Raw genomic sequence first — 25,282 nt, forward strand, 5'->3', positions numbered from 1 at the left:
GGCTTATTTACTTAAGGTTACGGGTGCTTTTGCGGCTTGAGCCACTTGTTCAGTCAAGGCATCTAAGCCACTTTTGCTAATAGTTGGTGCCCACTCTTTTTCTTTAGTTTCCACCATGCTTACGCCTTCTGCACTCATGTCAAAGACTTGCCATTTACCCGATTTACTATTTTTGTACCAATAGAAGGTCAAATTAACAGGCGGTTGGTTACCACTTTGAATCACTTTCACACGAATGCTAGCGGTTTTCTCTTCGCCTTGTGTTCTTGGTGGCTCAATTTGCAATTTTTGATCCGAATAAAGCGTTAACACTTGTGCATAGCTTTGTTCAATATATTGCTCAAATGCCGTAAAGAAACGCTCTCTTTGTTCTGCCGTGGTGGTTTTAAAGTTTTTGCCCAACACTTTTGAACCCGCATATTTGACATGCACATAAGGCATCAATTCTGTACGCACAATGGTACGTAAATAGTTGGGATTTTGTTTAATCTTCGCTTGATTAGTAGATATATTCTTAAATAATTTGTCTGACACCTCTTGCGTAAGCTCATAGGGGGTGTTGGCAAATGCTTGCAGTGAAAAAAGTGCGGTAGAAATAACCACCATTTTCGCTAATAAACTTTTTAACATTGTTGTAAACATCATTTACTCCTTACATAAAGTTCCTAACTGACTTTCGCCAATTATTTTGCTGGTGCTTCAGAGGATTTATCCGCCTCAGCCTTATTCCGATCACCATACAAAAATTGCCCCACCAGATCTTCTAGCACAAGTGCAGATTTTGTATCTGTTACTCGAGAACCTTCTTTCCACATTCCCACTTCACCATCATCAAAGCCAATATTTAAAGCAATATATTGCTCACCTAATAAGCCCGATGTTTTAATGGATAATGCACTGGTTTCTGGAATATCCTTATAACGTTCATCAATGGCAATGGTAACGGTGGGTAAATAGCTTTTCTCATCGAGAGAAATATGGGTGACACGACCAATCACCACACCGCCCACTTTCAAGGGTGCACGGACTTTTAGTCCACCAATATTGTCAAAAGTTGCATGAATTTTATAAGATTTTGTTTCACTAAATCCTTCAATATTCGCCACTTTTAAGCCTAAAAATACCAGTGCAAAAATGCCAAGTAATAAAAATAATCCTACCCAAAATTCATATTTTATTGTTTGTCGCATAAAATATCCTTTCCTTTTTAATTGATCAAAATCATTTGCGATGTCTTTCGCACATGATCAGCTTGCACCAAACATTAATGCAGTTAACACAAAATCTAATCCCAACACCACCAAAGAGGCATGCACCACAGTACGTGTCGTAGCATTGCTGATCCCTTCGGAAGTCGGTAAACAATCGTAGCCGTTAAAAAGTGCAATCCACACAACGGCTATTGCAAAACACAGGCTTTTTAGAAAACCATTTAATAAATCTTTTTCCCATGTCACCGCATTTTGCATGACAGACCAAAAACTGCCTGAATCCACGCCTTTCCAATCCACACCCACCAGTGAACCGCCCCAAATACCAATGGCAGTAAAAATAACGGCTAAAATGGGCATCGAAATCACCCCTGCCCAAAAACGTGGGGCAATGACTCGACGTAACGGATCCACCGCCATCATTTCTAAGCTAGAAAGTTGCTCAGTGGCTTTCATTAAACCAATTTCAGCGGTTAATGCGGAGCCTGCACGCCCTGCAAATAATAATGCTGTCACCACAGGGCCTAATTCCCGTAATAACGACAGTGCCACTAATTGCCCTAAACTGGTTTCAGCCGAAAAATCCACCAACACCACATACCCTTGCAAACCTAGCACCATGCCGATAAACAAGCCTGATAGCATAATAATGAGCAAAGATTGCACACCAAGAACGTGTAATTGCTTAACAAATAAAGGAAAATGTTTTTTCCATTGTGGCTTGCCCACTAATGCACCAAACAGCATGAAGCCAGCACGCCCCGTGGCACGGCAAACATTGATAGCCGCTCGCCCCAATTGAGAAATCAAATCAATCATTGGAAAAGTTCCTCCACATAATTCTGTGCAGGAAAATGAAAATGCACAGGTCCATCTGCCTCACCATCAAGAAATTGACGAACTTGGGGATCCTCACTTTTTAAAAGTTGTGCTGATGTTCCTTCTGCGATCACCCGTTTATCCGCAATAATATAAGCATAATCAGCAATGCTTAACACTTCTTGCACATCATGAGAAACCACAATGGATGTCAAATTTAAGGCTTCATTGAGGCGTTTAATTAAACTTAAAATAACCCCCATACTAATAGGATCTTGACCCGCAAAAGGCTCATCAAACATGATAAAGTCAGGATCTAAAGCAATGGCTCTAGCCAATGCTGCCCGTCTTGCCATACCACCCGATAATTCTGAAGGCATTAAATTGGCGGCACCACGTAACCCCACCGCTTCTAATTTCATCAAGACAATTTGGCGAATGAGGGATTCTGGTAAACGGGTATGCTCTCGGAGTGGAAAAGCCACATTATCAAAGGTTGAAATGTCAGTAAACAAGGCACCAGATTGAAATAGCATTCCCATTTTTTGGCGAGCTTGATACAGTTGAGCATTGGACAATTGACAAATGTCTTGACCATCAAACCAAATTTCCCCTTTTTCTGGCTGTAACTGTCCACCGATCAGTTTTAATAAGGTGGTTTTCCCAATGCCTGATGGGCCCATAATGGCGGTGATTTTTCCCCTTTGTACCTGTAAATTCAGGTTATCGTAAATTGTACGCTCACCTCGTTTAAAGGTCAGATTTTTCACTTCTATTAAGGGTTTATTCATATTATCTCTTTACTCAAGTAGAAACATCGAAAAGTAAAACGGGGATAATCTATTAATTCCCCTTGAATGTCAAATTTTGCACAGTTGACAATACGGTGGTTTGACAGATGAAAAAACAAAACGTTCATCAAGATAAAAATTTTTTAAAAACACACCGCACTTTTATTGGTTTTATCAAAATTATGCTATGATTGCACATCTCAAAACCACCTAAATAAACTCTATATACTTATGAATATTCGCTGGAATATCGTTTTATCTGTCATTGCGTTGGGACTGCTTGCTTGGTTTTATTCTTTAAATCAAGGAGAAGATCCGTTAAATACGCTAGTGAAACGGCAAGATAGCCCTGAATACACAGGCAAAAATATGCAAACCACGGTATTTTCTCCCACTGGACAAAAACAGTATTTCGCCACCTCTCAATCCGTTGAACATTACACCCATAATGGTCACACCGATTTTATTATGCCAGAAGTGTATCTTTTTTCGTTGGATGTACACAACAATAAAAGCTGGAAGTTACGAGCTGATAAAGCGACCTTAACAAAGGAACATATGCTGTATCTTGAAGGAGATGTGATTGCAGAAAGTTTATTAGAAGATTCAAGATTACAACGGGTGGAAACCAACAGTGCCGTAGTGAATTTAAAAACCCAAGATATTCATTCTGATAACATCGTGAAAATTAATGGTCAGAATTTCCATTCCACAGGTTTAAAAATGACAGGCAATTTACAACAACAAATTGCCACTTTAAAAGAACAGGTAAATACATATTATGAAATCAAAAAGTAATCAATTTCTTCTTTTTGCGATGCTTATCATGAGTTCATTCTCTGCAGTAGCATTGAAAAATGATACAAATCAACCGATTAATATTGTGTCTGATAATCAATCTTTAGATATGGATAACCGTGTCGTCACCTTTACAGATAATGTCGTGATTACGCAAGGTTCTATTCTGATCAAAGCAAACAAAGTGGTTATCACCCGCCCTGCGGAAAAATCAACCAAGAAAGATACAGTGGAAGCCTTTGGTAGCCCCGTGACATTCCAACAAACCCTAGATAATGGCAAACCTGTCAACGGCAAAGCCAATAAAGTGCATTATGATTTAACCACAGAATTTTTAACCTTAACGGGCAATGCGGAATTAAAGCAGTTAGACAGTAAAATTAATAGCGATAGCATTACTTATGATGTGAAAAAACAACATCTTAAAGCAAAAAGCTCGGCTAATTCCCGAGTAAAAACGGTGCTGATTCCAGCTCAACTCAATAAATAGTCTGAGAAAAGGTTTGTTTTTATGTCTACTCTCTATGCTGAAAATTTAGCAAAAAGTTATAAAAGTCGCCAAGTGGTGTCTAATGTTAGTCTCATGGTTAATGCCAACGAAATTGTGGGCTTACTTGGGCCAAACGGTGCTGGCAAAACCACTACATTCTACATGGTAGTGGGGTTAGTGAATCATGATCACGGCACCATTCGTATTGATGATGAAGACATCAGCTTGCTCCCTATGCATAACCGTGCACAACGTGGTATTGGTTATCTTCCACAAGAAGCCTCGATTTTCCGTCGTTTAAGCGTATATGATAACTTAATGGCGGTGTTGGAAATTCGCAAAGACTTAAGCCAAGAGGAACGCCATGCGAGAGCCGATGAATTAATTGATGAATTTAATATCGGTCATATTCGCAATAATTTAGGTCAATCCCTTTCGGGTGGGGAACGTCGCCGTGTGGAAATTGCTCGGGCATTAGCAGCGAACCCTAAATTTATTTTATTAGATGAACCCTTTGCGGGCGTCGATCCGATTTCTGTTATTGACATCAAAAAAATCATTATGGATCTGCGTGATCGTGGCTTGGGCGTATTGATTACCGATCATAATGTGCGTGAAACCTTAGATGTGTGTGAGCGTGCTTATATTGTCAGTGCAGGGCAAATGATTGCGACAGGCACGCCTGAACAAATCCTCAATAACGAACATGTTAAACGTGTCTATCTTGGTGAAGAGTTCAAATTATAACTATGGTGAAATTTACAGATTTATTAAAGCCCGAAAATATTCGTCAGGGCATGTTGTGTTCGAGTAAAAAACGTGTATTTGAAACCATTACGAGCCTGATGGCCAGTCAAGTAAATGTTGAAAATGCGGAACAGTGTTATTTTGAATGCCTATTTAATCGTGAAAAATTAGGTAACTCGGGGTTGGGAAACGGGGTTGCCATGCCTAAAGCCCGTATTCCTGAAGGCAATCAACCTCTTGCTGTTTTTTTACAGCTTGATACGCCTGTGGAATATGACGCAGCTGATCACCGTGATGTTGATTTAATTTTTGCCCTATTAATTCCCGAGCCAATTTGTGCAGACTATATTGCAAAACTGCCTAAAATTGCTGAAAATTTATCTGATAAGAATTTATGTAAACAACTGCGTGCAGCCCAAAGTGCGGACGAAATTTGGCAAATTTTCGCTCATTATGATCAAACTCAAGAGACGGAAACCCCAGACCACTCAGAAGATGAGCAAACACCCCTTTCGGCTGATTGATTGAAATTTCGCTTCCTTATAATCGTGAGTACAGCTATGGAAATTATTATTATTAGTGGACGCTCTGGTGCGGGAAAATCCGTTGCCCTTCGTGCACTAGAAGATATTGGCTATTATTGTGTTGATAATTTACCGCTAGATTTACTCCCTCAATTGGCAGACATTTTATCTGCCAATCATAAGTCTGCGGCAATTAGCCTTGATATCCGCAATCTTCCTGCGTCTTCACAGCACCTTGATCTGCTTCTCAGCAAGCTGATGCAACAACACCAACTCAAAATTGTTTTTTTAGATTCTGATCGAAGCACGTTAATTCGCCGTTATAGCGATTCCAGACGCCTTCACCCCCTTTCTGTGAAAGATCTCTCTTTGGAATTAGCCATTGACGAGGAAAAAAAACAACTTGAGCCTTTAATTCAACATGCCAATTTAATTATTGATACCACCCACCTTTCCACCCATGAACTGGCTGAGCGTTTACGGGAATTTTTGTGTGGGCATTCTGATAAAGCCTTAAAAATTGTCTTTCAATCCTTTGGCTTCAAATATGGCTTACCTTTAGATGCCGACTATGTATTTGATGTGCGTTTCTTACCAAATCCCCATTGGAATCCAGAGCTTCGTCCGTTGACTGGCTTAGATCAACCCGTGGCAGATTTTTTAAGCAAACATAATGAGGTCAATCACTTTATTTATCTGACCCGTAATTACATTGAAACATGGTTGCCGATGTTGGAACAAAACAACCGAAGCTACCTCACCATTGCCATTGGCTGTACGGGGGGAAAACATCGCTCTGTTTATATCACCGAACAAATCGGGCAATATTTCCAAGCAAAAGGGAAAGATGTACAAATTCAGCATAAATCCCTTGCACATCATCAAGTGAGAGGAAAATAAACGACGGGCGTCGAGGGCATGACCTGTGGTACTTCAGTGGAAAACCTGTCCAAAAAGCACCGCACTTTGGCTCACATAGGTTGAGCGTTGATTAAGGTTTGATTGAGGCTTGGCTTAACTTGAACTTAACTTAAATCTGGACTGAGCTTAGGCTTTTCTTCCTCTTTCCTTATGCTACTCGTTTGGCGATTTCCCTTTTACCTTGTCCGAAAAAGCCTGTGTGCCGATCACTTGGCTGAGAATTTCACCGTTTGCCACTCGGGTTTTTAACCTATCGCCCAATTTCACCTGTTCAATGTGGTCAATGGTTTTGCCTTCACTGTCTTCCACAATGGAATAGCCTCGGGCTAATATTTTTAGCGGGCTTAAGCCGTCAAGTTTACTGGATAAATGGGCAAACTGGTGTTGCTTCATCATCAGCAAACGTTGCAATCCATGTTCTAGCCTCACTTCAAGCTGATTCACATATTGCTGTTGTCGTTGCACGTTTAGCGGTAACGGATTTTGTTGTACTCGGGAAAAAAGTGCGGTCAATTTTTCTTGTTTTTTCCCCACAAACAGCTTCATGGCTAATTGTAAACGATGGGTCAATTGCTGAATTTGTTGACCTTGTGAGAATAACTGAGCTTGAGGATGCTGATGTTGTAAACGTAAACGTAAGGCTTGCACCATGCTCAACTTATCATGGAACACACGGTCTAACGCCATGTCTAAACGCTGACGTTGATATAATAACCGACGTAACAGGTCTTGTTGATCTCGGCTCACCAATTCTGCCGCCGCAGAAGGGGTTGGGGCACGTAAATCAGCGACAAAATCGGCAATCGTCACATCGGTTTCATGCCCCACCGCACTGATGATCGGAAGCTGAGAATGGAAAATAGCTCTCACCACTTTTTCTTCATTAAAACACCATAAATCTTCTAAGGATCCGCCGCCTCGCCCAACAATGAGTACATCTACTTCCTGACGTTGATTGGCAAGCTCAATCATTTGCACAATTTCAGCACTCGCCTCTTTACCTTGCACCGATGTGGGATAAATCACCACCTTTAAACTCGGATCTCGACGACCTAAAATCTGCAACATATCTTGTAATGCCGCCCCTGTTTTCGAGGTAATAATCCCGACGGCATGACAGAAAGGTGGCAGTTGTTTTTTCAAATGCTGTGCAAACAACCCCTCTGCTGCTAGCTTCATTTTTAATGCGTCAAATTGTTGTTGTAGCAACCCTTCGCCTGCTGGGTGCATACTCTCAATAATCAGTTGATAATCGCCTCGAGGTTCATACAAACTGACACTGGCACGCACTAAAACCTGCATACCATTTTGTGGACGAAAACTCACTCGCATATTTTTCATGCGAAACATGGCACAACGTACCTGTGCATTTTCATCTTTTAAGGTTAAATACCAATGTCCCGAAACGGGTTGGGTAAAATTGGAAATTTCCCCTGTCAACCAAACTTGCCCAAGCTGATTTTCTAGCATGAAGCGTACGGTTTGATTTAATTGCGAAACAGAATAAATAGGATCAGACATGGTTATCCCCTTTGGCGTGATACAGAATGGGTGATCTTGCCACACATGAACAACATCACCTTACATGTGATGAATCTCCCTACTCCAAGCATACCCAGCCATCATCAAGCCAGTTACATAAAGAATCGAGCAATAACGCCAAAGCCGTATCAGGATCTTCATTTTGTGCACATAAGTGCGTTAAAAATGCGAAATCAAGGTGTTCGCCATCGGCAAGGGCTTTTAAGACTAGAGCTTCAATCTCATTTAATTCATCTAACCATTCACCATTGGCATAAAGACGTAATGGATTTTCAAGATAAAGCAACTTACAGTTATTATCTTGCATGATCTTGCCATTTTCTTCCAAAATTGACCGCACTTCTTCTAAATCACAATAGGCTTCTGTTTCCAGTAACTCATAACGTCTGGTGCTCACAGTCGTTGCCACCGCATGTTGGAATAAACGATCAAATTGTGTAGATTCGGCTAGTTTGGCGAAAAATTGTTGTTTCATTTTTTCCACCATCGCAAGATCTAACTTGCCTGTTGCCTGTGGCGATGGGCTTAAACGTAAGGGAATATTTAGCTCAGTTAAATCCATATCAGGCAAGGCTTGGCAAAGCCCTTTGTTGATATTGTCGAATAAATCCGCAAGATTCGGATAACGCAGACCAAAAGAGAAAGTCAAACAGTCATCTTCTGCTACGCCATAATGAGATAAACGAGAAGGCACATATAACACATCACCCGGTGCCATCACTTCATCAAGTATCAGCTCACCCATATCATCAAAAATACGAATAGGTTGATTGGCTTTAAATGCAGTGCTTGGATCGCACCATTTTCCTAATTGCCAACGGCGATGACCATAACCTTGCACCAAAAACACATCATACTCATCATAATGCTTACCGACCGAACCGCCTTTTGGGGCATAAGACACCATAATGTCATCACGCTGCCATTGTGGAATAAACCCAAAGGCACGCCATAACTGCCCTAATTCTGGCGACCATTGTTCTAAATTTTGCACTAACACAGACCACTGTTCAGGTAAGTTTTTAAAGGTTTTTTCCGTGAATGGGCTACGCATTAATTGCCAATTATCTTCGGAAAATTGCTTAATTAAACGTGCCGTTACCTCTTCTTGTTGAGCAAGTTCAAGAATGTCCGCAGGTTCAAACATGCCAACAATGTCAGGCAATCCATTACGAATCAATAAGGGTTGTTTTTGCCAATAATCACGCAAAAATATTTCTGGGGTAATGTGTTCAGGTAAACAGAATTTCATGTTGGTATCCATTTTTTGTGTAGGGTCGTTTTTATCAGGAAAAGGCAGACAGCAACCTTATTTTTTCTTGGCTTGTGCCGCTTGTTGTTCTGCACGTTTACGGCGGATTTCTTTCGGATCGGCTAATAATGGGCGGTAAATTTCAATGCGATCCCCTTCTTTGACTTGATCGGTAAGTTTAGCCGGGCGACTAAAAATCCCCACCTTATTTTCTCGTAAATCAATTTCGGTAAAGTGTTGCAAAATACCCGATTGCAAAATAGCCGTTTGAATCATGGTCCCTTCTTCCACCTTTAATTTTTTCAAATAATAACGTTTCGGATAGGCATAGGCGATTTCAATATTAATTTGTGCCATGGTAAACCTCTTTTGCTCGCTGTTTGAATGCCTCAATCATTTTGCTGGTTAAATGGGTAAAAATTTTGCCAAACGCCATGGCAATTAACGGATTGGAAAACTCAAATGCTAATTGCAGCGAGATTTTACAACAGCATTCGTCCAAAGGTTCAAACAACCACTCGCCTTCTAAAAAGCGAAAAGGACCTTCTTGCAAATGTATTTTTATTGAGCGATTCTCCACCATTTGATTGTGAGTCGTGAACTTCTGACTGATTCCCGCTTTTGAAATGACTAATTCGGCCATCAATTCATGAGGTTCTCGCATTAAGGTGCGACTATTCACACAGCCAGGTAAAAATTCAGGATAACGTTCGTAATCATTCACTAATTGATACATTTGTTCTGCACTGTAAGGCACGAGTGCACTTTGATTAACTGTTGGCATGGCATTCATTCTTCATTCAAAAAAATTCTGCTCATTATAGCGGAAAAGTGCGGTCAAAATAAGGCAAGAATCACGAAAATCTCCGTTTCAAAATTGAGAGTTCTCGCATTTTCCGCTACAATACCGCACTATTTTGACTGTTGGAAGAAAATGCATGTCTGAAATAAAGTTAATTGTTGGTTTAGGCAATCCCGGTGATAAATATGCCGATACCCGTCATAATGCAGGGGAATGGCTGATTGACCGTTTAGCTCGCCAATTTAATGTTACCCTAACCCCTGAAAACAAATTTTCAGGTAAAACGGCACGTACCGTCATTGATGGCAATGAAATACGTTTTTTAGTGCCGACCACCTTCATGAATTTAAGTGGCAAAGCCATTAGCAGTTTGGCAAACTTTTATCGTATAAAACCAGAAGAAATTTTAGTGATTCATGATGAATTAGATCTCCCACCCGGTGTGGCGAAAATTAAGCAAGGCGGGGGACATGGTGGACACAACGGCTTGCGTGATACCATTGCTCAGTTAGGTAATAATAAAAATTTCTATCGGTTAAGAGTCGGCATTGGTCACCCTGGTGATAAAAACCTTGTGTCTGCTTATGTGTTAAATAAGCCCTCACCAACTGATTGGCAGTTAATTGATAAAGCTTTAGATGAAGCCGCAACGTGCGTCAGTATCCTCATTAAAGAAGGGATCACTAAAGCAACAAATCGTTTAAATGCATTTAAAGCATAAATCAAACTATTTTTAAATAAGGAAAAACTATGGGATTTAAATGTGGCATCGTGGGTTTACCCAATGTAGGAAAATCCACCCTATTTAATGCATTAACCAAAGCAGGCATCGAAGCGGCAAACTATCCGTTTTGCACGATCGAACCAAATACGGGGGTTGTGCCTATGCCTGATCCACGTTTGGACGCCTTAGCGGAAATTGTCAAACCAGAACGTGTGTTACCCACCACGATGGAATTTGTGGATATTGCTGGTTTAGTGGCAGGGGCAAGTAAAGGCGAAGGGTTAGGCAATAAATTCTTAGCCAATATTCGTGAAACCGATGCCATTGGGCATGTGGTACGTTGTTTTGAAAATGATGATATCGTCCACGTAGCAGGTAAAATCGATCCTGCGGAAGACATTGACACCATCAATACAGAATTGGCATTAGCCGACTTAGATAGCTGTGAGCGTGCGATTCAACGTTTACAAAAACGTGCCAAAGGTGGGGATAAAGAAGCAAAATTTGAGTTATCCATTATGGAAAAAATCCTCCCTGTGCTTGAAAATGCGGGCATGATTCGCTCTGTGGGACTGGATAAAGACGAATTACACGCCATCAAAAGCTATAACTTCTTAACCTTAAAACCCACTATGTATATTGCCAACGTGAATGAAGACGGCTTTGAAAATAACCCGTATTTGGATCTGGTTCGTGAAATTGCCGAAAAAGAAGGGGCGGTGGTTGTGCCAGTTTGTGCCGCCATTGAATCAGAAATTGCCGAGCTTGACGATGATGAAAAAGTGGAATTTTTACAAGATTTAGGCATTGAAGAACCGGGCTTAAACCGTGTAATTCGTGCAGGTTATGCCTTACTGAATTTACAAACTTACTTCACCGCAGGGGTGAAAGAAGTGCGTGCTTGGACCATTCCAGTAGGGGCAACCGCACCAAAATCGGCGGCAGTGATTCACACCGATTTTGAAAAAGGCTTTATTCGTGCTGAAGTGATCGCCTACGATGATTTCATTCAATACAAAGGCGAAGCTGGAGCAAAAGAAGCGGGTAAATGGCGTTTAGAAGGTAAAGATTACATTGTACAAGATGGCGATGTGATGCACTTCCGCTTTAATGTCTAAAAAACCGCTCTAAAATCTACCGCACTTTTTGGGGTCAACCGTAAAAAGTGCGGTCTTTTTTTCTCTATTTTAACCATAACAAATACAGAGAAGACTGCATGTCGAATAAAAAAATTGGTTTATTATCCCTGACCGCCTTAGTGTTAAGCTCCATGATTGGCTCAGGGATTTTTAGTTTGCCACAAAATATGGCAGACGTGGCGGGGGCAAAAGCGTTAGTGATCGGGTGGATCATTACGGGCATTGGCATCGTCTTCTTAGGGCTTTCCTTTTTCTTCATTTCTCGCTTACGTCCAGATTTAGACGGGGGGATCTACACCTATGCTCGTGAAGGTTTTGGGGAGTTAGTCGGCTTTCTCTCCGCGTGGGGTTATTGGCTCTGTGCAACCATTGGTAGTGTCGGCTATTTAGTGGTGGCATTTGAAGGAATCGGCTTATTCACCGATAGCACTGGCTCGGTGGTTTTTGGGCAAGGCAATACCTTGCTTGCGTTCATTGGCTCATCACTGGTGGTGTGGCTCGTGCATGGACTCATTACTCGAGGGGTGAAAGAAGCGGCATTTTTAAATCTGTTAGCCACCTTTGTTAAAGCCTTTCCCTTAGTGCTATTTATTGTGTTGGCGGCTTATTTTTTCTCACCTGAGATCTTTCTTCAGGATATTCAAGCCCGTCATTTAAACCCGTCCATGACCGCCCAAGTGAAAAATACCATGCTCATCACCCTCTGGGTGTTTGTCGGTGTGGAAGGGGCGGCGGTGTTATCGGCTCATGCCAAAAAACGCAGTGATGTGGGGTTAGCCACCGTGTTAGGGATTGTCATTGCCTTAATTTTATATGTGGCGATCACCATCTTGTCCCTAGGGATTTTACCCCGTGAAGTGATTGCCGCAATGCCGAATCCATCCATGGCTGGCTTATTGGAACACATGATAGGCAGTAGTGGCAAAATGATTATCACGGCTTGCTTAATTGTCTCGGTGCTTGCCTCTTACATTAGCTGGACCATGTATTCGGCTGAAGTGCCTTACCGTGGGGCAAAAAATGGGGCGTTCCCCAAAATGTTGAACAAGCTAAATGAAAACGACGCCCCAATTCATTCATTGTGGTTTACGAACCTCGTGGTGCAATTTTGCTTAGTGCTTGTGTTATTGACAGGGAAAAGCTATAACGCTTTGTTGTTAATTTCCACTTCAATGATTTTAGTGCCGTATTTCTTGATTGGGGCTTATTTATTGAAATTGTCTATTCAACAAAATAGCCCTTGGTATATTAAACTGACTGGCTTACTGGCTTCCCTTTACGGAATATGGATTTTATACGCCGCAGGTTTAGATCATTTGCTCTTATCCATTTTGCTTTATGTACCTGGTATCGGCATTTATTTTTATTCCCGCTACCAACATCAAGGCAAACTGCAATTTAACGCCAAAGAAACTTGGCTTTTGCTGTTTATTGCCATTGCCTTTGTGTTTGCCATTTATAACACAGTAGTGAATGTCAATTGGCAGTAATCCTGCCTTGCCTTCATAAAAAAGTGCGGTCTGTTTTACAAAACATTTTGCAAACAGACCGCACTTTTACAAGATAAGGTTAATCATCAGATTGTGATTCAACATAAATTGCCGTTAAAAGCCCACTTGAATCACGCCTTTTCTTATGAGGCAAACTCCAACTCCACGGCATTTTCGCCGAGTGTTTCACCCAATTGTGCAATCAACTCATCGGTCGGATTAATTGACCATTGAATGCCCATTTTCAGCTTACATTTTCCTTGCGGACTGGAATAATACACATGCATTGGCAAGCTTCCGCCACTGTGTGGTGCCAATAAGGATTTAAATTGACGAATAAACAACGGGCTAATTTGCTCTTGAGATAAACAAACGGCAATGGCTTTTGCATAACGGCTACGAGCTTCATCTAAGGTCATAAGATCACGCACGGTCATTTTTAAGCCCCCTGAAAAATCATCAAAACTGACTTGACCAGACACAATAACAACACTGTCTTTTTGTAATTTCTCGCCAAATTTTTCTAACGCTTCACCAAACAACGTAATATCTAAACGACCTGAACGATCATCTAAAGTCGCAATGCCTAAGCGATTGCCTTTTTTCGTGACCGCCACACGAGATGCCACCACCAAGCCACTTACCGTGCTCACTTGCCCTCGATAATTTGGCACTAAATCTTTTAATCGTGTTGAACTGTAATGCTCTAATTCTTTGATATAAGGACTAATCGGGTGGCTACTTAAATAAAGCCCAAGGGTTTCTCGCTCACCATCTAAAATCACCTTTTCACTCCAGCGTGGCGTGCTGGCATAGGCTTTTTCCACTTCCTCATAGCTTTCGGTCAATACCCCAAACATATCCGCTTGCCCCATTGCAGCATCTTTGGCATGCTGATCAGAGGCTTTTAAGGCATCTTCTAAATTTTTCGACAAGGCGGCACGGTGCGGACCCAGTTTGTCAAAGGCACCAGATAAGATCAGACTTTCAAAGGTGCGACGGTTGATCTTTTTCAGATCGACTCTGGCACACAAATCAAACAGATCTTTAAAAATTCCCCCTTGTTCACGTGCTGCAATCAGGGCTTCAATAGGGCCTTCTCCTACGCCTTTAATCGCCCCAATACCATACACAATCTCACCTTGTTCATTGACACTAAAATGATGTTTGCCTGTGTTAATATCGGGTGGTGCCACCTTTAATCCCATACGCAAACATTCATCATAGAGCCCCACGATTTTATCGGTATTGTCCATTTCTGAAGTCATCACCGCCGCCATAAATTCCGCAGGATAATGGGTTTTGAGCCATAAGGTTTGATAAGACACTAAGGCATAAGCCGCAGAGTGGGATTTGTTGAAACCATAGCCTGCAAATTTTTCAACCAAGTCGAAAATTTTCATGGCAAGCTCACCATCTACGCCTTTTGCAATGGCACCTTTTTCAAAAATTTCACGCTGAGCCGCCATTTCTTCAGGCTTTTTCTTACCCATTGCACGGCGAAGCAAATCCGCCCCACCGAGGGTGTAACCTGCCAGTTCTTGGGCAATTTGCATCACCTGCTCTTGATACACAATGACACCGTAAGTCGGTTCTAAAATTGGTTTTAAACTCTCGTGCTGATATTCAGGATCAGGATAGGCAACAGGTTCATCACCGTGTTTACGGTCAATAAAGTTTTGCACCATGCCCGACTCTAACGGACCGGGACGAAACAAGGCAACTAAAGCGATAATATCCTCAAAACAGTCTGGTTGAAGGCGTTTGATCAAATCCTTCATACCCCGTGACTCTAGCTGGAAAACTGCCGTTGTTTCAGATCGTTTCAATAATTCAAAGGACTCGGGATCATCTAATGGAATACTGCTAATATCCACAGGCGCTTTGTCCTCTTTGGCAAGGCGTGTGTTAATCATATCCAACGCCCATTTGATAATGGTGAGGGTGCGTAAACCTAAAAAGTCAAACTTCACTAAGCCTGCATATTCCACATCATTTTTATCAAAGTGCGTAACGGGGTGCTTGCCTTCTGAATCGCAATAGAGCGGTGAAAAATCGGTAATTAATCCTGGCGAGATTACTACACCACCAGCGTGTTTACCTGCATTACGGGTCACCCCTTCCAGTTTGCGTGCCATATCAATCAAGGCTTTGACTTCTTCATCGGAATCATAGACAGCTTGTAATTGCGGTTCGGCAGCAAAGGCTTTAGCAAGGGTCATACCTGGATCAGGGGGAATTAATTTCGCAATGCGATCCACAAAACCATAAGGGTGCCCAAGCACACGCCCCACATCACGAATCACCGCTTTCGCCGCCATGGTACCGAACGTAATAATTTGTGATACCGCACCACGCCCGTAAGTTTCGGCTACGTGCTCGATAACACGATCTCGACCGTCCATACAGAAATCCACGTCGAAGTCAGGCATGGAAACACGTTCTGGATTTAAGAAACGCTCAAAAAGCAAATCAAATTCAAGTGGATCAAGATCGGTAATCTTTAACGCATAAGCCACCAAAGAGCCCGCACCCGATCCTCGCCCCGGTCCTACGGGAATATCGTTATCTTTCGACCATTGAATAAATTCCATCACGATCAAAAAATAGCCTGGGAAGCCCATTTGGTTGATCACGTCTAATTCCACTTGCAAACGTTCATCATATTCTGGGCGGCGTTCCTGGCGGACTTTTTCATCAGGGAACAACACTTTCAAGCGTTCTTCCAAGCCCTCTTTGGATTTTTTCACCAAGAAGTCTTCAGTAGACAGATCCCCAGTGGGAAATTGCGGTAAAAAATATTCGCCCAAACGAATGGTCACATTACAACGTTGTGCAATGAGCAAGGTGTTTTCCAAGGCAGAAGGAATATCCGCAAACAGATCACACATTTCTTGTTCAGAACGAAAATATTGTTGGTTAGTGTAAATTTTCGGACGTTTTGGATCATCAAGTGTGTAGCTATCGTGAATCGCCACACGAATTTCGTGGGCTTCAAAATCCTCTTCTTGCAAAAAGAGAACATCATTAGTTGCCACCACAGGCAAGCCTTTTTCTTCGGCTAAGGTTAAGGCTAAACTGACATAACGTTCTTCTTCATAACGCCCTGTTCGGCTTAAACTCAAATAAAAATGATCAGGGAAATAATCTTGATAAAACTTGACCGCACTTTCAATCTCTGTTTGGTTGCCTTTGAGTAACTTTTTACCCACATCGCCATAATGCCCACCAGACAGCACAATAATGCCCTCACGGTGTTCAATTAACCATGCTTGATCAATATAGGGCAGATCTTGGTAACCTCGCTCATAAGCTTTGGAAAGTAGCAAAGTGATATTGTGATAACCCGTATTATTTTTCGCCAATAAGGTTAAATCAAAAAATTCGTCCCCACATAAATCACTTTTGACTCGCACATCCGCCCCAATAATGGGTTTCACCCCTGAAGATAAGGCTTCGCCATAAAAACGGACTAACCCACAAAAATTGGTGAAATCCGTTAAGCCCATTGCCACCATATTATTTTCAGCACAGGCTTTAATTAACGGCTTCACTTTGGCGATGCCATTAATCATGGAAAAATCACTGTGAACACGGAGATGGACAAAACGGGGGTGCGACATAAAAGGATCCTTGCGATGCAGAAAAATTCAGGCAAAAGTGCGGTCTATTTTAACGGGATTTTGCCAGTTGCACAAATTTAGCTTAGGTAAGACATTGCCCATTATGCTAAGTTATATGCAATGCAAATCAAGGAGGTACTATGCAATCTTTAATGTTGATCAAACCCACGTTAATCCATAAAAATGAAATTCTAAACTACAAACAAACTTATGAAAATTCGGGCCTCACCTTACACGGTGCCAATCAATTAGCCCATTTTTCTGCAGACACTTTTGAAGATTGGCTTGCATATCTGAATGCCCCCTCTGGAACAAATCGCTTTGGTTATGACAAGGTATCCGATAGTACTTATCTTGCTTGGCATACAACCGAAAATCGGATGGTTGGCATAATCCATCTTCGACATACGCTAAATGACTATCTTCTACAATATGAGGAAATATTGGCTATTCAGTGCATCCTCAAGAATGGGGAAAAAGTTATGCAACTCAAATGCTCACACTTGCATTAGAAAAAACCGATCTATTGGGGATAAAAGAGGTGATGCTTTCCTGTGATAAAGATAATATCGCATCCAGCAACGTGATCTTAAAAAATGGTGGATATTTAGAAAGTGAGTTTGAAAGACAAGGAAAAATCATTCAACGTTACTGGATTAAACGTCACATATCATAAAAAAAGGCTTGGGTTGCCCCAAGCCTGAATCATAAAGTTCCAAACGGATTATTTCGCTAAGTTCGCACGAATTGCATCAGCTAATTCTTTGCTCACTTTATCGAAGTGGGCTAATTGTCTTTCAACAATCTCAGGTTCTGTAACACCCGCTAAGCCCGCTGCGAAGTTTGCCGCCACACGTGCTTTTTGACCTGCATCGAATAAGTTATAAAGTGCAGCAGGTTGTGTGTAGTAATCTTCATCGTACTCACGGAAGTTAAAGTGTGCCGCTGAACGCTCTAACTCTAATGCTGGCTCTTGTTGATGAGTCGGCACATAAGTATCGAAACGGTTCGGTGCATAGTTAGGGTGTGTACCACCGTTGTTATCTACACGCATTGCACCATCACGATGTGTTGTGTGGTATGGGCATTTTGGTGCGTTAACTGGAATTTGGTGGTGGTTAACACCTAAACGGTAACGTTGTGCGTCTTGGTATGAGAATAGACGGCCTTGTAACATACGGTCTGGTGAGAAACCAATTCCCGGTACGATGTTAGAAGGTGCAAACGCCGCTTGTTCCACTTCTGCGAAGTAGTTAATTGGGTTTTGATTTAACTCTAATACACCCACTTCGATCATTGGATAATCTTTGTGTGGCCATACTTTCGTTAAGTCAAACGCATAGTTATGTTTGTGTGCATCTGCTTCTGGCATGATTTGCACTTGAACATTCCAACGTGGGAATTCACCACGCTCAATGGCTTCATATAAGTCTTTTTGGCTTGATTCACGATCTTCACCTACCACTTTAGCCGCTTCTTCATTTGTGTAGAATTTATGACCTTGTTGTGTTTTGAAGTGGAATTTCACCCAGAAACGCTCGTTTTGTTCGTTAATGAAGCTATAAGTATGGCTTCCGTAACCGTTCATATGACGTAAGTCTGTTGGGATACCACGGTCACTGAAAAGAATCATGATTTGGTGTAATGATTCAGGGTGACGAGACCAGAAATCCCACGCTGCGTTTGCATCACGTAAGTTAGTTTGTGGGTTACGTTTTTGTGTGTGAATGAAATCTGGGAATTTCAATGGATCACGGATAAAGAACACAGGTGTATTGTTACCCACTAAGTCCCAGTTACCTTGTTCAGTGTAGAATTTTAAGGCGAAACCACGTACATCACGCTCTGCATCTGCTGCACCACGCTCACCTGCTACGGTTGAGAAACGTAATAATACTTGAGTTTGTTTGCCAATACCGTTGAATAAATCTGCTTTGGTATATTTGCTGATGTCGTGAGTGACAGTGAATGTACCGTAAGCTGCAGAACCTTTAGCATGAACCACACGCTCAGGAATACGTTCACGAGCGAAGTGAGCTAATTTTTCTTGGAACCAAACATCTTGTAGAAGTAATGGACCTTTAGGGCCTGCTGATAGGGTGTTGTCGTTATCAACGATTGGCGCACCCGCTGCGTTCGTTAAGGTTTTTGAGCCATGATCAAATGGGCATTTAGACATAATACATTTCCTCTTAAATAATAGAAGTCGAAGGATTCTTAATTTATAAAACGGATACTTATTTGCATTAAAGCAAGTGTTAAGTACTTTGTGGGCTCCATTATATTTGTTTAAAAAATACTCGCAATCTATTATTTTGATAGAGGAAATTGATTAAAAAGGAAATAACAAACAACGTAATAAATAAAACCTATTATTGAATATAAAATGAAAATCTTATTGAGGATATAAATGATAACGCATTTATTCATCCTCCAATATTAGGGTATCTTTGTCATGTTTTTTTTCAGTTTAAGGGCATTCCTTTGCACTGATTGCATAGCCACTCACAGGAAACAGCCTACCATGGGCTATCAGCTTGAATATTTTACTGTCACATGTAAAAAAATTGTAAACAAAAATATTGTCTTTAATATTTTTTTAGCATTTTATTAACAATAAAATTAATTCAACCTGTGGATTTAAACAGAGAATATAAACTATATAATAGAGAATATAGTTTATAAAAATAAATTAAATATTTTGCTTAGACCAAGTGAGAATAAATATCATTATTGTCCGAATAAAATAATGTTTATTAAAAAAGAAAAGAAATATTTTAAGCGTGCTTACTATACCACTAAAAAACAAAAATAAATATCAATAAAACACAGAAATATTCATTTAAGAAAAAATAAACCTGAATAACGTCCTCATTTATCGAAAGCATGACGTAAACTAAAGGCGAGCCTCATTTCGTTGAAAATTCAGGTATTGTCAGATAAAAAGTAGGTCTATTCGTCTAGAATAACAGGCAATAAAAAGGCATCTTTCATGATCAAGAATGAAATTTATTTTCAAATAAAAAATAAATAACACCGCCAAATTATCTGCTGTTGAGCAATTCAAAAAAAGAAAATAGATGTCATGGTAGGGGCTAAATCTTAATAAGCCAAGATTTAGCCTATTAAATAAGAATTATTTTATTGGCACAACCTAATAAAAAAACAATATCCCTGAACTAGCTGCTTTCATCGTTCATGCCTTTTAACCCTGATGTTTTTCTGCAAGAAAATTGCGTAATTTATTCTGCCAATGCCACTGCACAAGCATAGGCAGAACTCCATGCCCATTGGAAATTATATCCGCCTAACCAGCCTGTGACATCGAGGACTTCACCAATAAAATACAAGCCTTTTACCTGCTGACTTTCCATGGTTTTTGAGGAAATAGCATGGGTATCCACACCGCCCATTGTCACCTCTGCGGTACGATAGCCTTCTGTGCCATTAGGGAAAAACGTCCAATGATGGATTAAATTGCTTAATTGCTGTAAACGATGTTTGCTGAGTTGGGCAATGGGCTCGTCTTGAATGCTCTGTTGTTCAAGCCATAATTCCACCAATTTTTTCGGTAAAACACGGCTTAAAGCATTTTTCAGCTGTAATTTCGGTGAAGTTGTGCGTAATTGTTGTAAAAACTCGCTAATGTCTTGATCGGGCAATAAATCAATTTCAATAGATTCATTCGGTTGCCAATAGTTTGATATTTGCAAAATCGCTGGGCCTGAAATGCCTCGATGGGTAAATAACATTTGATTACTAAAGGCTTTTCCACACTGTGCTGTCGCCACAATGGGTAAAGAAATGCCTGAAAGTGCGGTATAAAATTTATCCGTTTCACGCCAAGTGAAAGGCACGAGGCTGGCTCTTGGTGGCAAGACGGCAACACCAAATTGCTCCGCCACTTGATAGCCGAAAGGCGTTGCCCCTAGCCCTGGCATCGACAGCCCACCCGTTGCAATGACTAAGGCATCGCAATACCAAGTTGAGCCGTTCGCCAGCAAAGAAAAACGCCCTTTTTTATCTTCAGATTGCCTTTCTTGATTTAATAGATGAATGTCGCTGACTTGCTGGCGTAACAGGATCTTGACTTGATAATTGGCACATTCTGTCGCTAACATGTCAACAATCTTTTCCGCCCCCTCATCTGTGAACAATTGCCCTAATTCTTTTTCATGATAGGCAATGCCATATTTCGCCACCATGGCAATAAAATCCCACTGGGTATAACGGGCTAAGGCGGATTTGACAAAGTGGGGATTTTGCGAAAGATAGTGCTGTGGTGTGACATCTAAATTGGTGAAATTACAAAATCCACCACCAGACATCAAAATTTTACGCCCTATTTTTTTGCCATTATCTAGCAAAAGCACTTGTTTGCCACGTTTTGCGGCTTGACTTGCACAAAATAATCCCGCTGCTCCCGCACCGAGAATAATTACTTCAGAATAGTTGTTCATAAGATTCTTTGATCACTTATCACGCTTAACGGCAATCAGGCGTGCAGATGACGCCTGATTTTACCTGATTGAATTGGCTTGTTGTCGGAGTTGTGCCATCTGGATTCGTTGAATGAGCAGACGACGTTCCACATTCGGTCGGTCGGAGTCTAACATTTTTTGCCACGTTTGTATGGCTTTTGGATAATTTCCTTGGATAAATGCCTCTGTTGCCAGCAAGGATAAGCTCGCCGTGTCAGTGGGATCACGATCCAAGGCTTGAGTCAATAAGGCTTCCACCTGAGGGGTGATCTTTTGCCCTGCTTGATAATAATAGGCTGTTGCCATTGCCCCCAAAATATAAGGCTCATCACCCAATAAACCTTGTGCATAGCCATAGGCAATTAATGCATGTTCAATTTCCTGATTCTCTAAATAGGCTTGCCCAAGGGCTAACCAATTTTCAGCATGATTCGGATCTTGACGTAAGGTTTGTTGAAGTCGCTCAATCTTATCTTCCTGTTGCTGTGACATGGCTTGTGTCATAAGTTGCATTTGCTGCTGTAAAAAAGCGTGCTCCCCTGCTTCCATGGCGGCATAACGTGGTAAGGAAAAATAAGATAATGTGGGTAAAATCACTAACAAAGCAATTAACAACAAATTGAATTTAAAGGAAAAACGTTCCGTTTTTGCCGTTTGTTGTTCAAAGTGCGGTCGATTTTGAAAAAATTTTTCATCGTCCAGTAAACGCTGACTCAGCTCAGCTTCCAGTGTCTGTTCGGGCTTCATCGCCATTTGTTCACGATAAAGTGCAATGTTTTGTTGCTGACGATATTGTGTTCGCCACCCTTGCCAATTGGGCAACGGCAGTAATAAACACACGACAATCACACCAGTAAAAAAAAGCCATCCCCAAATCATTTTTCGTTTCCTGTTTTTTCACCCTGTTTTAATAACTGTTGTAATGCGGCTTGCTGTGTGGGATCCAACTCAAGACTGGCATGAGGTTGATGTTTCCCTTTTGTTTCACGCCACATTAACCCTAATGCGAGCAACAATAACAAAACTGGCGTACACCACAAAAATAAGGTTGTCCACTGAAAAGGTGGCTGATATAGCACAAAATCCCCAAAACGATCAGTCATCACCGCAACAATATCTTGATTGCTTTTACCTTCATTCACCATATTATACACCTCAAGACGTAAATCTGCGGCAAGGGGGGAATTAGATTCCACTAAGTTTTGATTTTGACATTGTGGGCAACGTAAAGACTTGGCTAATTCAACGGCTCGCACCCGTGCTTCAGCGGAGTGAAATACATAGGTGTCCACGATTTCAGCCTGTGCAAACAGACTCATTAACACACTTATCAACACACTCAAACTGAGCAAAAATCTACCGCACTTTCGCATCTTCCCCCTCCCATTTTTGGATTTCTGGCAGTAACACCTTTTGCCACACCTCAGAATTTAAAGGACCAACATAGCGATATTGAATCCGCCCTTGTTTATCCACTAAATAGGTTTCTGGTGCCCCGTCTACACCAAGATGATGTGCCAGCTCGCCCTTGCCATCGTAAATCACTAACTGATAAGGGTTGCCCAGTTTGGCGAGCATCGCTAAGGCATTTTCTGGCTTATCACGATAATTTAACCCCACAATGGGTATAGATTGGGATAATTGCAGCAAAAAAGGATGCTCTTTTTGGCAATAAACACACCAACTGCCCCACACATTGAGCAAAAACACGCCTTTCGGCAAGTGTTGAGGCGTTAAGACCCTGTCCGTTTGCAACAAATCGGGCTGAGCAAATTTCGGCACAGGTTGCCCGATTAAGGCAGAAGCCATTTTTTTCGGATCCTGTTGTAGTCCAATTAACAATAAAGCACACACCGCTAACATCACCAAAAGGGGCAAAAACACAAGGCAATTTTTTCTTTTCAACTTCGCTGGCATATTCACTCTCTCCTATCAGGATTCAATGCCTTGTCAATTTCAGGTATGATGCGTTCAGGCTTACGACGTAAAGCAACCACCGCCAACAATGCCCCCAATGCCATTAACAGCCCACCAAGCCACAACCCACGCACAAAGGGTTTATATTGCAAACGGAAAGTAAATTCACCTTGTCCTAATTTATCGCCCATCACAATATACACATCGCCGAACCAGCCCCAATCAATGCCTACTTCGCTCATGTTCATGGTTCGCACATCATAATAACGACGTTCTGGATAAACATCAGCATAAGGCTGCCCTTGCTTGGTCACCACAAAATGGGCTTTTTCACTGGTGTAATTCGGGCCTAATACATGCTGGAAACCTTGATAATGAAATTGGTAATCGCCCAACGTTTGGCTTTGTTGTGGAGCAAGTCGCACCCCGATCTCACGGCTATAATAACTGCTCATAATCGCCCCGATCGCCGTCACCGCCACCCCTAAATGTGCCACCACCATGGCGAACTGTTTGAGGGTAATTTTTCGCCAAGGTAACCAAAGTGTGGCAAAAAGCAACCAAATTGCCACACTTAATAAACCATAAGCCCCCCAGTGAAAATAGCGAGCGTCATGCGGATCCACCTGATAATGAATTAAGCCGTATGCCACCACCAATGCAGGCACGAGCAAGACTAAACGCTGAACAAAACGGGATTTATCTAGCCGTTTCCAATGCATGGACAGCACCGCAATCATCAGGAGCATCACCATGACAAACAAAGGAATAAAAAAGGTATTAAAATAAGGTGCCCCGACAGAAATGGATCCCCATTGTAATGCTGTAAAAACAAGCGGATAAAAGGTGCCTAAAAACACACTGACGCTTGCAATGCTGAACAAAATATTCAGCAATAAAAAGGCATTTTCTTTAGAAAAAAGTGCAAAACGTACCGCACTTTTTGGCAAATTGACCTTGAGTGCCAATAGGGTGAGGGCACTGACGGTAAAGAGAAAAAAGAGCATGAGTAAGGCAATGCCTCGTTCATTATCCACGGCAAACGCATGTACCGAGGTTAAAATACCAGAACGAACGATAAAGGTGCCTAATAAGCTGAAAGAAAATGCCAAGAGTGAGAAAAGCATTGTCCAATAGCTAAAAATACCTCGTTGTTCGGTGATGGATAAACTGTGTAATAACGCCAAACCCAATAACCAAGGCATTAAAGAGGCATTTTCCACGGGGTCCCAAAACCACCAACCTCCCCAACCAAGTTCGTAATACGCCCACCACGCTCCGAGGGCAATCCCTAAAGTTAAAAATAACCACGACACCAACACCCATGGTCGCATCATGCGGGCTAAAGCCGCATCTAAATGCCCACTGACTAACGCCGAAACGGTAATTGCAAAGTTCACCGCAAAGCCAACATAACCGAAATACAGTAAAGGGGGATGAAAAATCAGTCCCACATCTTGCAACATCGGGTTTAAATCACGCCCTTCAAAGGCTGGCGGAAAATGCCGTTCAAAGGGGTTGGATAATAATAAAATAAATAAGCAAAAGCCAAGGCAAAGCATGCCGAGCACAGATAAGGTTCTGGCTGAAATAATGGGATCTTTATGACGACTTGAAAAGGCAAACAACATCAACCAAATGGCTAAAGCAAAAAGCCAAAAAAGCATCGAGCCTTCATGCCCTCCCCAAGTCGCTGAGAGTTTAAAGAAAATGGGAAGTTGTGAATTTGAATGTTGTGCCACATATTGCACAGAAAAATCATCGGTGGCAAAGGCATAGGTCAAACCGCATAAGGCAATGCTAGTGAAGATACCAAACAGATAACTTAAATTCCACGCTGTCCCAATCATATACGGCTTGCGTAAGAAAATGCCTAATTGTGGCACCAATGCCAGTAACAAGGCACAAAATGTCGCGATGAGTAAAGCAAAAAAACCGAGTTCTGGAATCATATCAATGTCAAGGTAAGCAAAAAAACTGTGTCAAAAAGGCGAACGAACGCCCGCCTTTT

Annotated in this window: 24 protein-coding genes; 9 read left to right on the plus strand and 15 right to left on the minus strand. The window is 41.6% G+C overall.

Features of this window, described 5'->3' with window-relative positions; all coding sequences use genetic code 11:
• Positions 1-3: 3 nt before the first annotated feature.
• The 4 genes from mlaC to mlaF are packed head-to-tail and all read right to left on the minus strand — an operon-like array spanning position 4 to position 2,821.
• Positions 4-642 (minus strand): phospholipid-binding protein MlaC, encoded by a 639-nt coding sequence (gene mlaC, locus ACPEEM_RS06635; protein WP_424404049.1) that lies wholly within the window; start codon positions 640-642, stop codon positions 4-6.
• Positions 643-683: 41 nt separating this feature from the next.
• The gene (mlaD, locus tag ACPEEM_RS06640; RefSeq protein ID WP_424401384.1) at positions 684-1,190 is read right to left on the minus strand and encodes an outer membrane lipid asymmetry maintenance protein MlaD; all 507 of its coding nucleotides are present in this window, start codon (positions 1,188-1,190) and stop codon (positions 684-686) included.
• A 57-nt stretch (positions 1,191-1,247) separates the two neighbouring features.
• Positions 1,248-2,030, minus strand: coding sequence for a lipid asymmetry maintenance ABC transporter permease subunit MlaE (gene mlaE, locus ACPEEM_RS06645; RefSeq protein ID WP_424401386.1), 783 nt, complete (start codon positions 2,028-2,030; stop codon positions 1,248-1,250).
• Positions 2,027-2,821 (minus strand): phospholipid ABC transporter ATP-binding protein MlaF, encoded by a 795-nt coding sequence (gene mlaF, locus ACPEEM_RS06650; RefSeq protein WP_424401388.1) that lies wholly within the window; start codon positions 2,819-2,821, stop codon positions 2,027-2,029. Before mlaF ends, mlaE begins: the two co-directional genes overlap by 4 nt.
• Positions 2,822-3,052: 231 nt before the next feature.
• On the opposite strand from mlaF, the gene lptC reads away from it, so the two are divergent.
• From lptC to rapZ, 5 genes are read left to right on the plus strand one after another with little or no spacing between them, the layout of a single operon-like run.
• Positions 3,053-3,619: an LPS export ABC transporter periplasmic protein LptC gene (lptC, locus tag ACPEEM_RS06655; protein WP_424401390.1), complete on the plus strand. Its 567-nt coding sequence runs from the start codon at positions 3,053-3,055 to the stop codon at positions 3,617-3,619.
• Positions 3,603-4,109: a lipopolysaccharide transport periplasmic protein LptA gene (gene lptA, locus ACPEEM_RS06660; RefSeq protein WP_424401392.1), complete on the plus strand. Its 507-nt coding sequence runs from the start codon at positions 3,603-3,605 to the stop codon at positions 4,107-4,109. Before lptC ends, lptA begins: the two co-directional genes overlap by 17 nt.
• A gap of 21 nt (positions 4,110-4,130) precedes the next feature.
• Positions 4,131-4,856 carry an LPS export ABC transporter ATP-binding protein gene (gene lptB, locus ACPEEM_RS06665; RefSeq protein ID WP_424401394.1) on the plus strand — a complete coding sequence of 242 codons (726 nt, stop codon included), beginning with the start codon at positions 4,131-4,133 and terminating at the stop codon, positions 4,854-4,856.
• 2 nt (positions 4,857-4,858) lie between these two features.
• Positions 4,859-5,380 (plus strand): PTS IIA-like nitrogen regulatory protein PtsN, encoded by a 522-nt coding sequence (ptsN, locus tag ACPEEM_RS06670; RefSeq protein WP_424404638.1) that lies wholly within the window; start codon positions 4,859-4,861, stop codon positions 5,378-5,380.
• A 36-nt stretch (positions 5,381-5,416) separates the two neighbouring features.
• Positions 5,417-6,280, plus strand: a complete 864-nt coding sequence (rapZ, locus tag ACPEEM_RS06675) for an RNase adapter RapZ (RefSeq protein ID WP_424404640.1) — start codon at positions 5,417-5,419, stop codon at positions 6,278-6,280.
• Between the two features lie 174 nt (positions 6,281-6,454).
• Here rapZ and xseA read toward each other — a convergent pair whose 3' ends face one another.
• The 4 genes from xseA to ACPEEM_RS06695 form a co-directional block, all read right to left on the minus strand.
• On the minus strand, positions 6,455-7,822 hold the full coding sequence (xseA, locus tag ACPEEM_RS06680) for an exodeoxyribonuclease VII large subunit (RefSeq protein WP_424404642.1): 1,368 nt from the start codon (positions 7,820-7,822) through the stop codon (positions 6,455-6,457).
• A gap of 79 nt (positions 7,823-7,901) precedes the next feature.
• Complete coding sequence (locus ACPEEM_RS06685) at positions 7,902-9,095, minus strand: JmjC domain-containing protein (protein ID WP_424404644.1); 1,194 nt, start codon at positions 9,093-9,095, stop codon at positions 7,902-7,904.
• 57 nt (positions 9,096-9,152) lie between these two features.
• The gene (locus ACPEEM_RS06690) at positions 9,153-9,452 is read right to left on the minus strand and encodes an RnfH family protein (protein ID WP_424401404.1); all 300 of its coding nucleotides are present in this window, start codon (positions 9,450-9,452) and stop codon (positions 9,153-9,155) included.
• Positions 9,439-9,879, minus strand: coding sequence for a type II toxin-antitoxin system RatA family toxin (locus ACPEEM_RS06695; protein ID WP_424401406.1), 441 nt, complete (start codon positions 9,877-9,879; stop codon positions 9,439-9,441). Before ACPEEM_RS06695 ends, ACPEEM_RS06690 begins: the two co-directional genes overlap by 14 nt.
• A 154-nt stretch (positions 9,880-10,033) precedes the next feature.
• Between ACPEEM_RS06695 and pth the strand changes: the two genes are divergently transcribed.
• The 3 genes from pth to ACPEEM_RS06710 all read left to right on the plus strand — a co-directional run bounded on the left by pth (position 10,034) and on the right by ACPEEM_RS06710 (position 13,250).
• Positions 10,034-10,618, plus strand: coding sequence for an aminoacyl-tRNA hydrolase (gene pth, locus ACPEEM_RS06700; RefSeq protein WP_424401408.1), 585 nt, complete (start codon positions 10,034-10,036; stop codon positions 10,616-10,618).
• 29 nt (positions 10,619-10,647) lie between these two features.
• Positions 10,648-11,739, plus strand: coding sequence for a redox-regulated ATPase YchF (ychF, locus tag ACPEEM_RS06705; protein ID WP_424406410.1), 1,092 nt, complete (start codon positions 10,648-10,650; stop codon positions 11,737-11,739).
• Between the two features lie 98 nt (positions 11,740-11,837).
• On the plus strand, positions 11,838-13,250 hold the full coding sequence (locus tag ACPEEM_RS06710) for a basic amino acid/polyamine antiporter (RefSeq protein ID WP_424406412.1): 1,413 nt from the start codon (positions 11,838-11,840) through the stop codon (positions 13,248-13,250).
• Positions 13,251-13,393: 143 nt separating this feature from the next.
• Here ACPEEM_RS06710 and dnaE read toward each other — a convergent pair whose 3' ends face one another.
• Positions 13,394-16,873 (minus strand): DNA polymerase III subunit alpha, encoded by a 3,480-nt coding sequence (dnaE, locus tag ACPEEM_RS06715; protein ID WP_424406414.1) that lies wholly within the window; start codon positions 16,871-16,873, stop codon positions 13,394-13,396.
• Positions 16,874-17,327: 454 nt separating this feature from the next.
• On the opposite strand from dnaE, the gene ACPEEM_RS06720 reads away from it, so the two are divergent.
• The gene (locus ACPEEM_RS06720; protein ID WP_424406416.1) at positions 17,328-17,549 is read left to right on the plus strand and encodes a GNAT family N-acetyltransferase; all 222 of its coding nucleotides are present in this window, start codon (positions 17,328-17,330) and stop codon (positions 17,547-17,549) included.
• Positions 17,550-17,597: 48 nt separating this feature from the next.
• On the opposite strand, the gene ACPEEM_RS06725 is transcribed toward ACPEEM_RS06720, so the two are convergent.
• From ACPEEM_RS06725 to nrfE, 6 genes are all read right to left on the minus strand, one after another.
• Entirely contained in the window at positions 17,598-19,052 is a 1,455-nt protein-coding gene (locus ACPEEM_RS06725) for a catalase (protein ID WP_424404652.1), read from the minus strand.
• Between the two features lie 1,063 nt (positions 19,053-20,115).
• Positions 20,116-21,333 carry an NAD(P)/FAD-dependent oxidoreductase gene (locus ACPEEM_RS06730; RefSeq protein ID WP_424406418.1) on the minus strand — a complete coding sequence of 406 codons (1,218 nt, stop codon included), beginning with the start codon at positions 21,331-21,333 and terminating at the stop codon, positions 20,116-20,118.
• A 60-nt stretch (positions 21,334-21,393) separates the two neighbouring features.
• Positions 21,394-22,233, minus strand: coding sequence for a TPR domain-containing protein (locus ACPEEM_RS06735; RefSeq protein WP_424406420.1), 840 nt, complete (start codon positions 22,231-22,233; stop codon positions 21,394-21,396).
• On the minus strand, positions 22,230-22,727 hold the full coding sequence (nrfF, locus tag ACPEEM_RS06740; protein WP_424401424.1) for a heme lyase NrfEFG subunit NrfF: 498 nt from the start codon (positions 22,725-22,727) through the stop codon (positions 22,230-22,232). The genes ACPEEM_RS06735 and nrfF overlap by 4 nt, the downstream gene beginning before the upstream one ends.
• Positions 22,711-23,271, minus strand: a complete 561-nt coding sequence (locus ACPEEM_RS06745) for a DsbE family thiol:disulfide interchange protein (protein WP_424404660.1) — start codon at positions 23,269-23,271, stop codon at positions 22,711-22,713. Before ACPEEM_RS06745 ends, nrfF begins: the two co-directional genes overlap by 17 nt.
• Positions 23,272-23,273: 2 nt before the next feature.
• Positions 23,274-25,223 (minus strand): heme lyase NrfEFG subunit NrfE, encoded by a 1,950-nt coding sequence (nrfE, locus tag ACPEEM_RS06750; RefSeq protein ID WP_424406422.1) that lies wholly within the window; start codon positions 25,221-25,223, stop codon positions 23,274-23,276.
• Positions 25,224-25,282 lie beyond the last annotated feature (59 nt).

The organism is Pasteurella pantherarum, from assembly GCF_049670885.1.
In the GTDB taxonomy this organism is placed as follows: Bacteria; Pseudomonadota; Gammaproteobacteria; order Enterobacterales; family Pasteurellaceae; genus Pasteurella.

Coding starts and splice junctions, on each gene's coding strand:
- ptsN (WP_424404638.1), top strand. CDS start 4,859: ATGGTGAAATTTACAGATTTATTAAAGCCCGAAAATATTCGTCAGGGC.
- rapZ (WP_424404640.1), top strand. CDS start 5,417: ATGGAAATTATTATTATTAGTGGACGCTCTGGTGCGGGAAAATCCGTT.
- mlaF (WP_424401388.1), bottom strand. CDS start 2,821: ATGAATAAACCCTTAATAGAAGTGAAAAATCTGACCTTTAAACGAGGT.
- xseA (WP_424404642.1), bottom strand. CDS start 7,822: ATGTCTGATCCTATTTATTCTGTTTCGCAATTAAATCAAACCGTACGC.
- dnaE (WP_424406414.1), bottom strand. CDS start 16,873: ATGTCGCACCCCCGTTTTGTCCATCTCCGTGTTCACAGTGATTTTTCC.
- nrfF (WP_424401424.1), bottom strand. CDS start 22,727: ATGCGAAAGTGCGGTAGATTTTTGCTCAGTTTGAGTGTGTTGATAAGT.
- ychF (WP_424406410.1), top strand. CDS start 10,648: ATGGGATTTAAATGTGGCATCGTGGGTTTACCCAATGTAGGAAAATCC.
- ACPEEM_RS06745 (WP_424404660.1), bottom strand. CDS start 23,271: ATGCCAGCGAAGTTGAAAAGAAAAAATTGCCTTGTGTTTTTGCCCCTT.
- lptC (WP_424401390.1), top strand. CDS start 3,053: ATGAATATTCGCTGGAATATCGTTTTATCTGTCATTGCGTTGGGACTG.
- mlaC (WP_424404049.1), bottom strand. CDS start 642: ATGTTTACAACAATGTTAAAAAGTTTATTAGCGAAAATGGTGGTTATT.
- ACPEEM_RS06730 (WP_424406418.1), bottom strand. CDS start 21,333: ATGAACAACTATTCTGAAGTAATTATTCTCGGTGCGGGAGCAGCGGGA.
- pth (WP_424401408.1), top strand. CDS start 10,034: ATGTCTGAAATAAAGTTAATTGTTGGTTTAGGCAATCCCGGTGATAAA.
- ACPEEM_RS06725 (WP_424404652.1), bottom strand. CDS start 19,052: ATGTCTAAATGCCCATTTGATCATGGCTCAAAAACCTTAACGAACGCA.
- ACPEEM_RS06690 (WP_424401404.1), bottom strand. CDS start 9,452: ATGGCACAAATTAATATTGAAATCGCCTATGCCTATCCGAAACGTTAT.
- ACPEEM_RS06735 (WP_424406420.1), bottom strand. CDS start 22,233: ATGATTTGGGGATGGCTTTTTTTTACTGGTGTGATTGTCGTGTGTTTA.
- lptA (WP_424401392.1), top strand. CDS start 3,603: ATGAAATCAAAAAGTAATCAATTTCTTCTTTTTGCGATGCTTATCATG.
- mlaD (WP_424401384.1), bottom strand. CDS start 1,190: ATGCGACAAACAATAAAATATGAATTTTGGGTAGGATTATTTTTATTA.
- ACPEEM_RS06695 (WP_424401406.1), bottom strand. CDS start 9,879: ATGCCAACAGTTAATCAAAGTGCACTCGTGCCTTACAGTGCAGAACAA.
- ACPEEM_RS06685 (WP_424404644.1), bottom strand. CDS start 9,095: ATGAAATTCTGTTTACCTGAACACATTACCCCAGAAATATTTTTGCGT.
- lptB (WP_424401394.1), top strand. CDS start 4,131: ATGTCTACTCTCTATGCTGAAAATTTAGCAAAAAGTTATAAAAGTCGC.
- ACPEEM_RS06710 (WP_424406412.1), top strand. CDS start 11,838: ATGTCGAATAAAAAAATTGGTTTATTATCCCTGACCGCCTTAGTGTTA.
- mlaE (WP_424401386.1), bottom strand. CDS start 2,030: ATGATTGATTTGATTTCTCAATTGGGGCGAGCGGCTATCAATGTTTGC.
- nrfE (WP_424406422.1), bottom strand. CDS start 25,223: ATGATTCCAGAACTCGGTTTTTTTGCTTTACTCATCGCGACATTTTGT.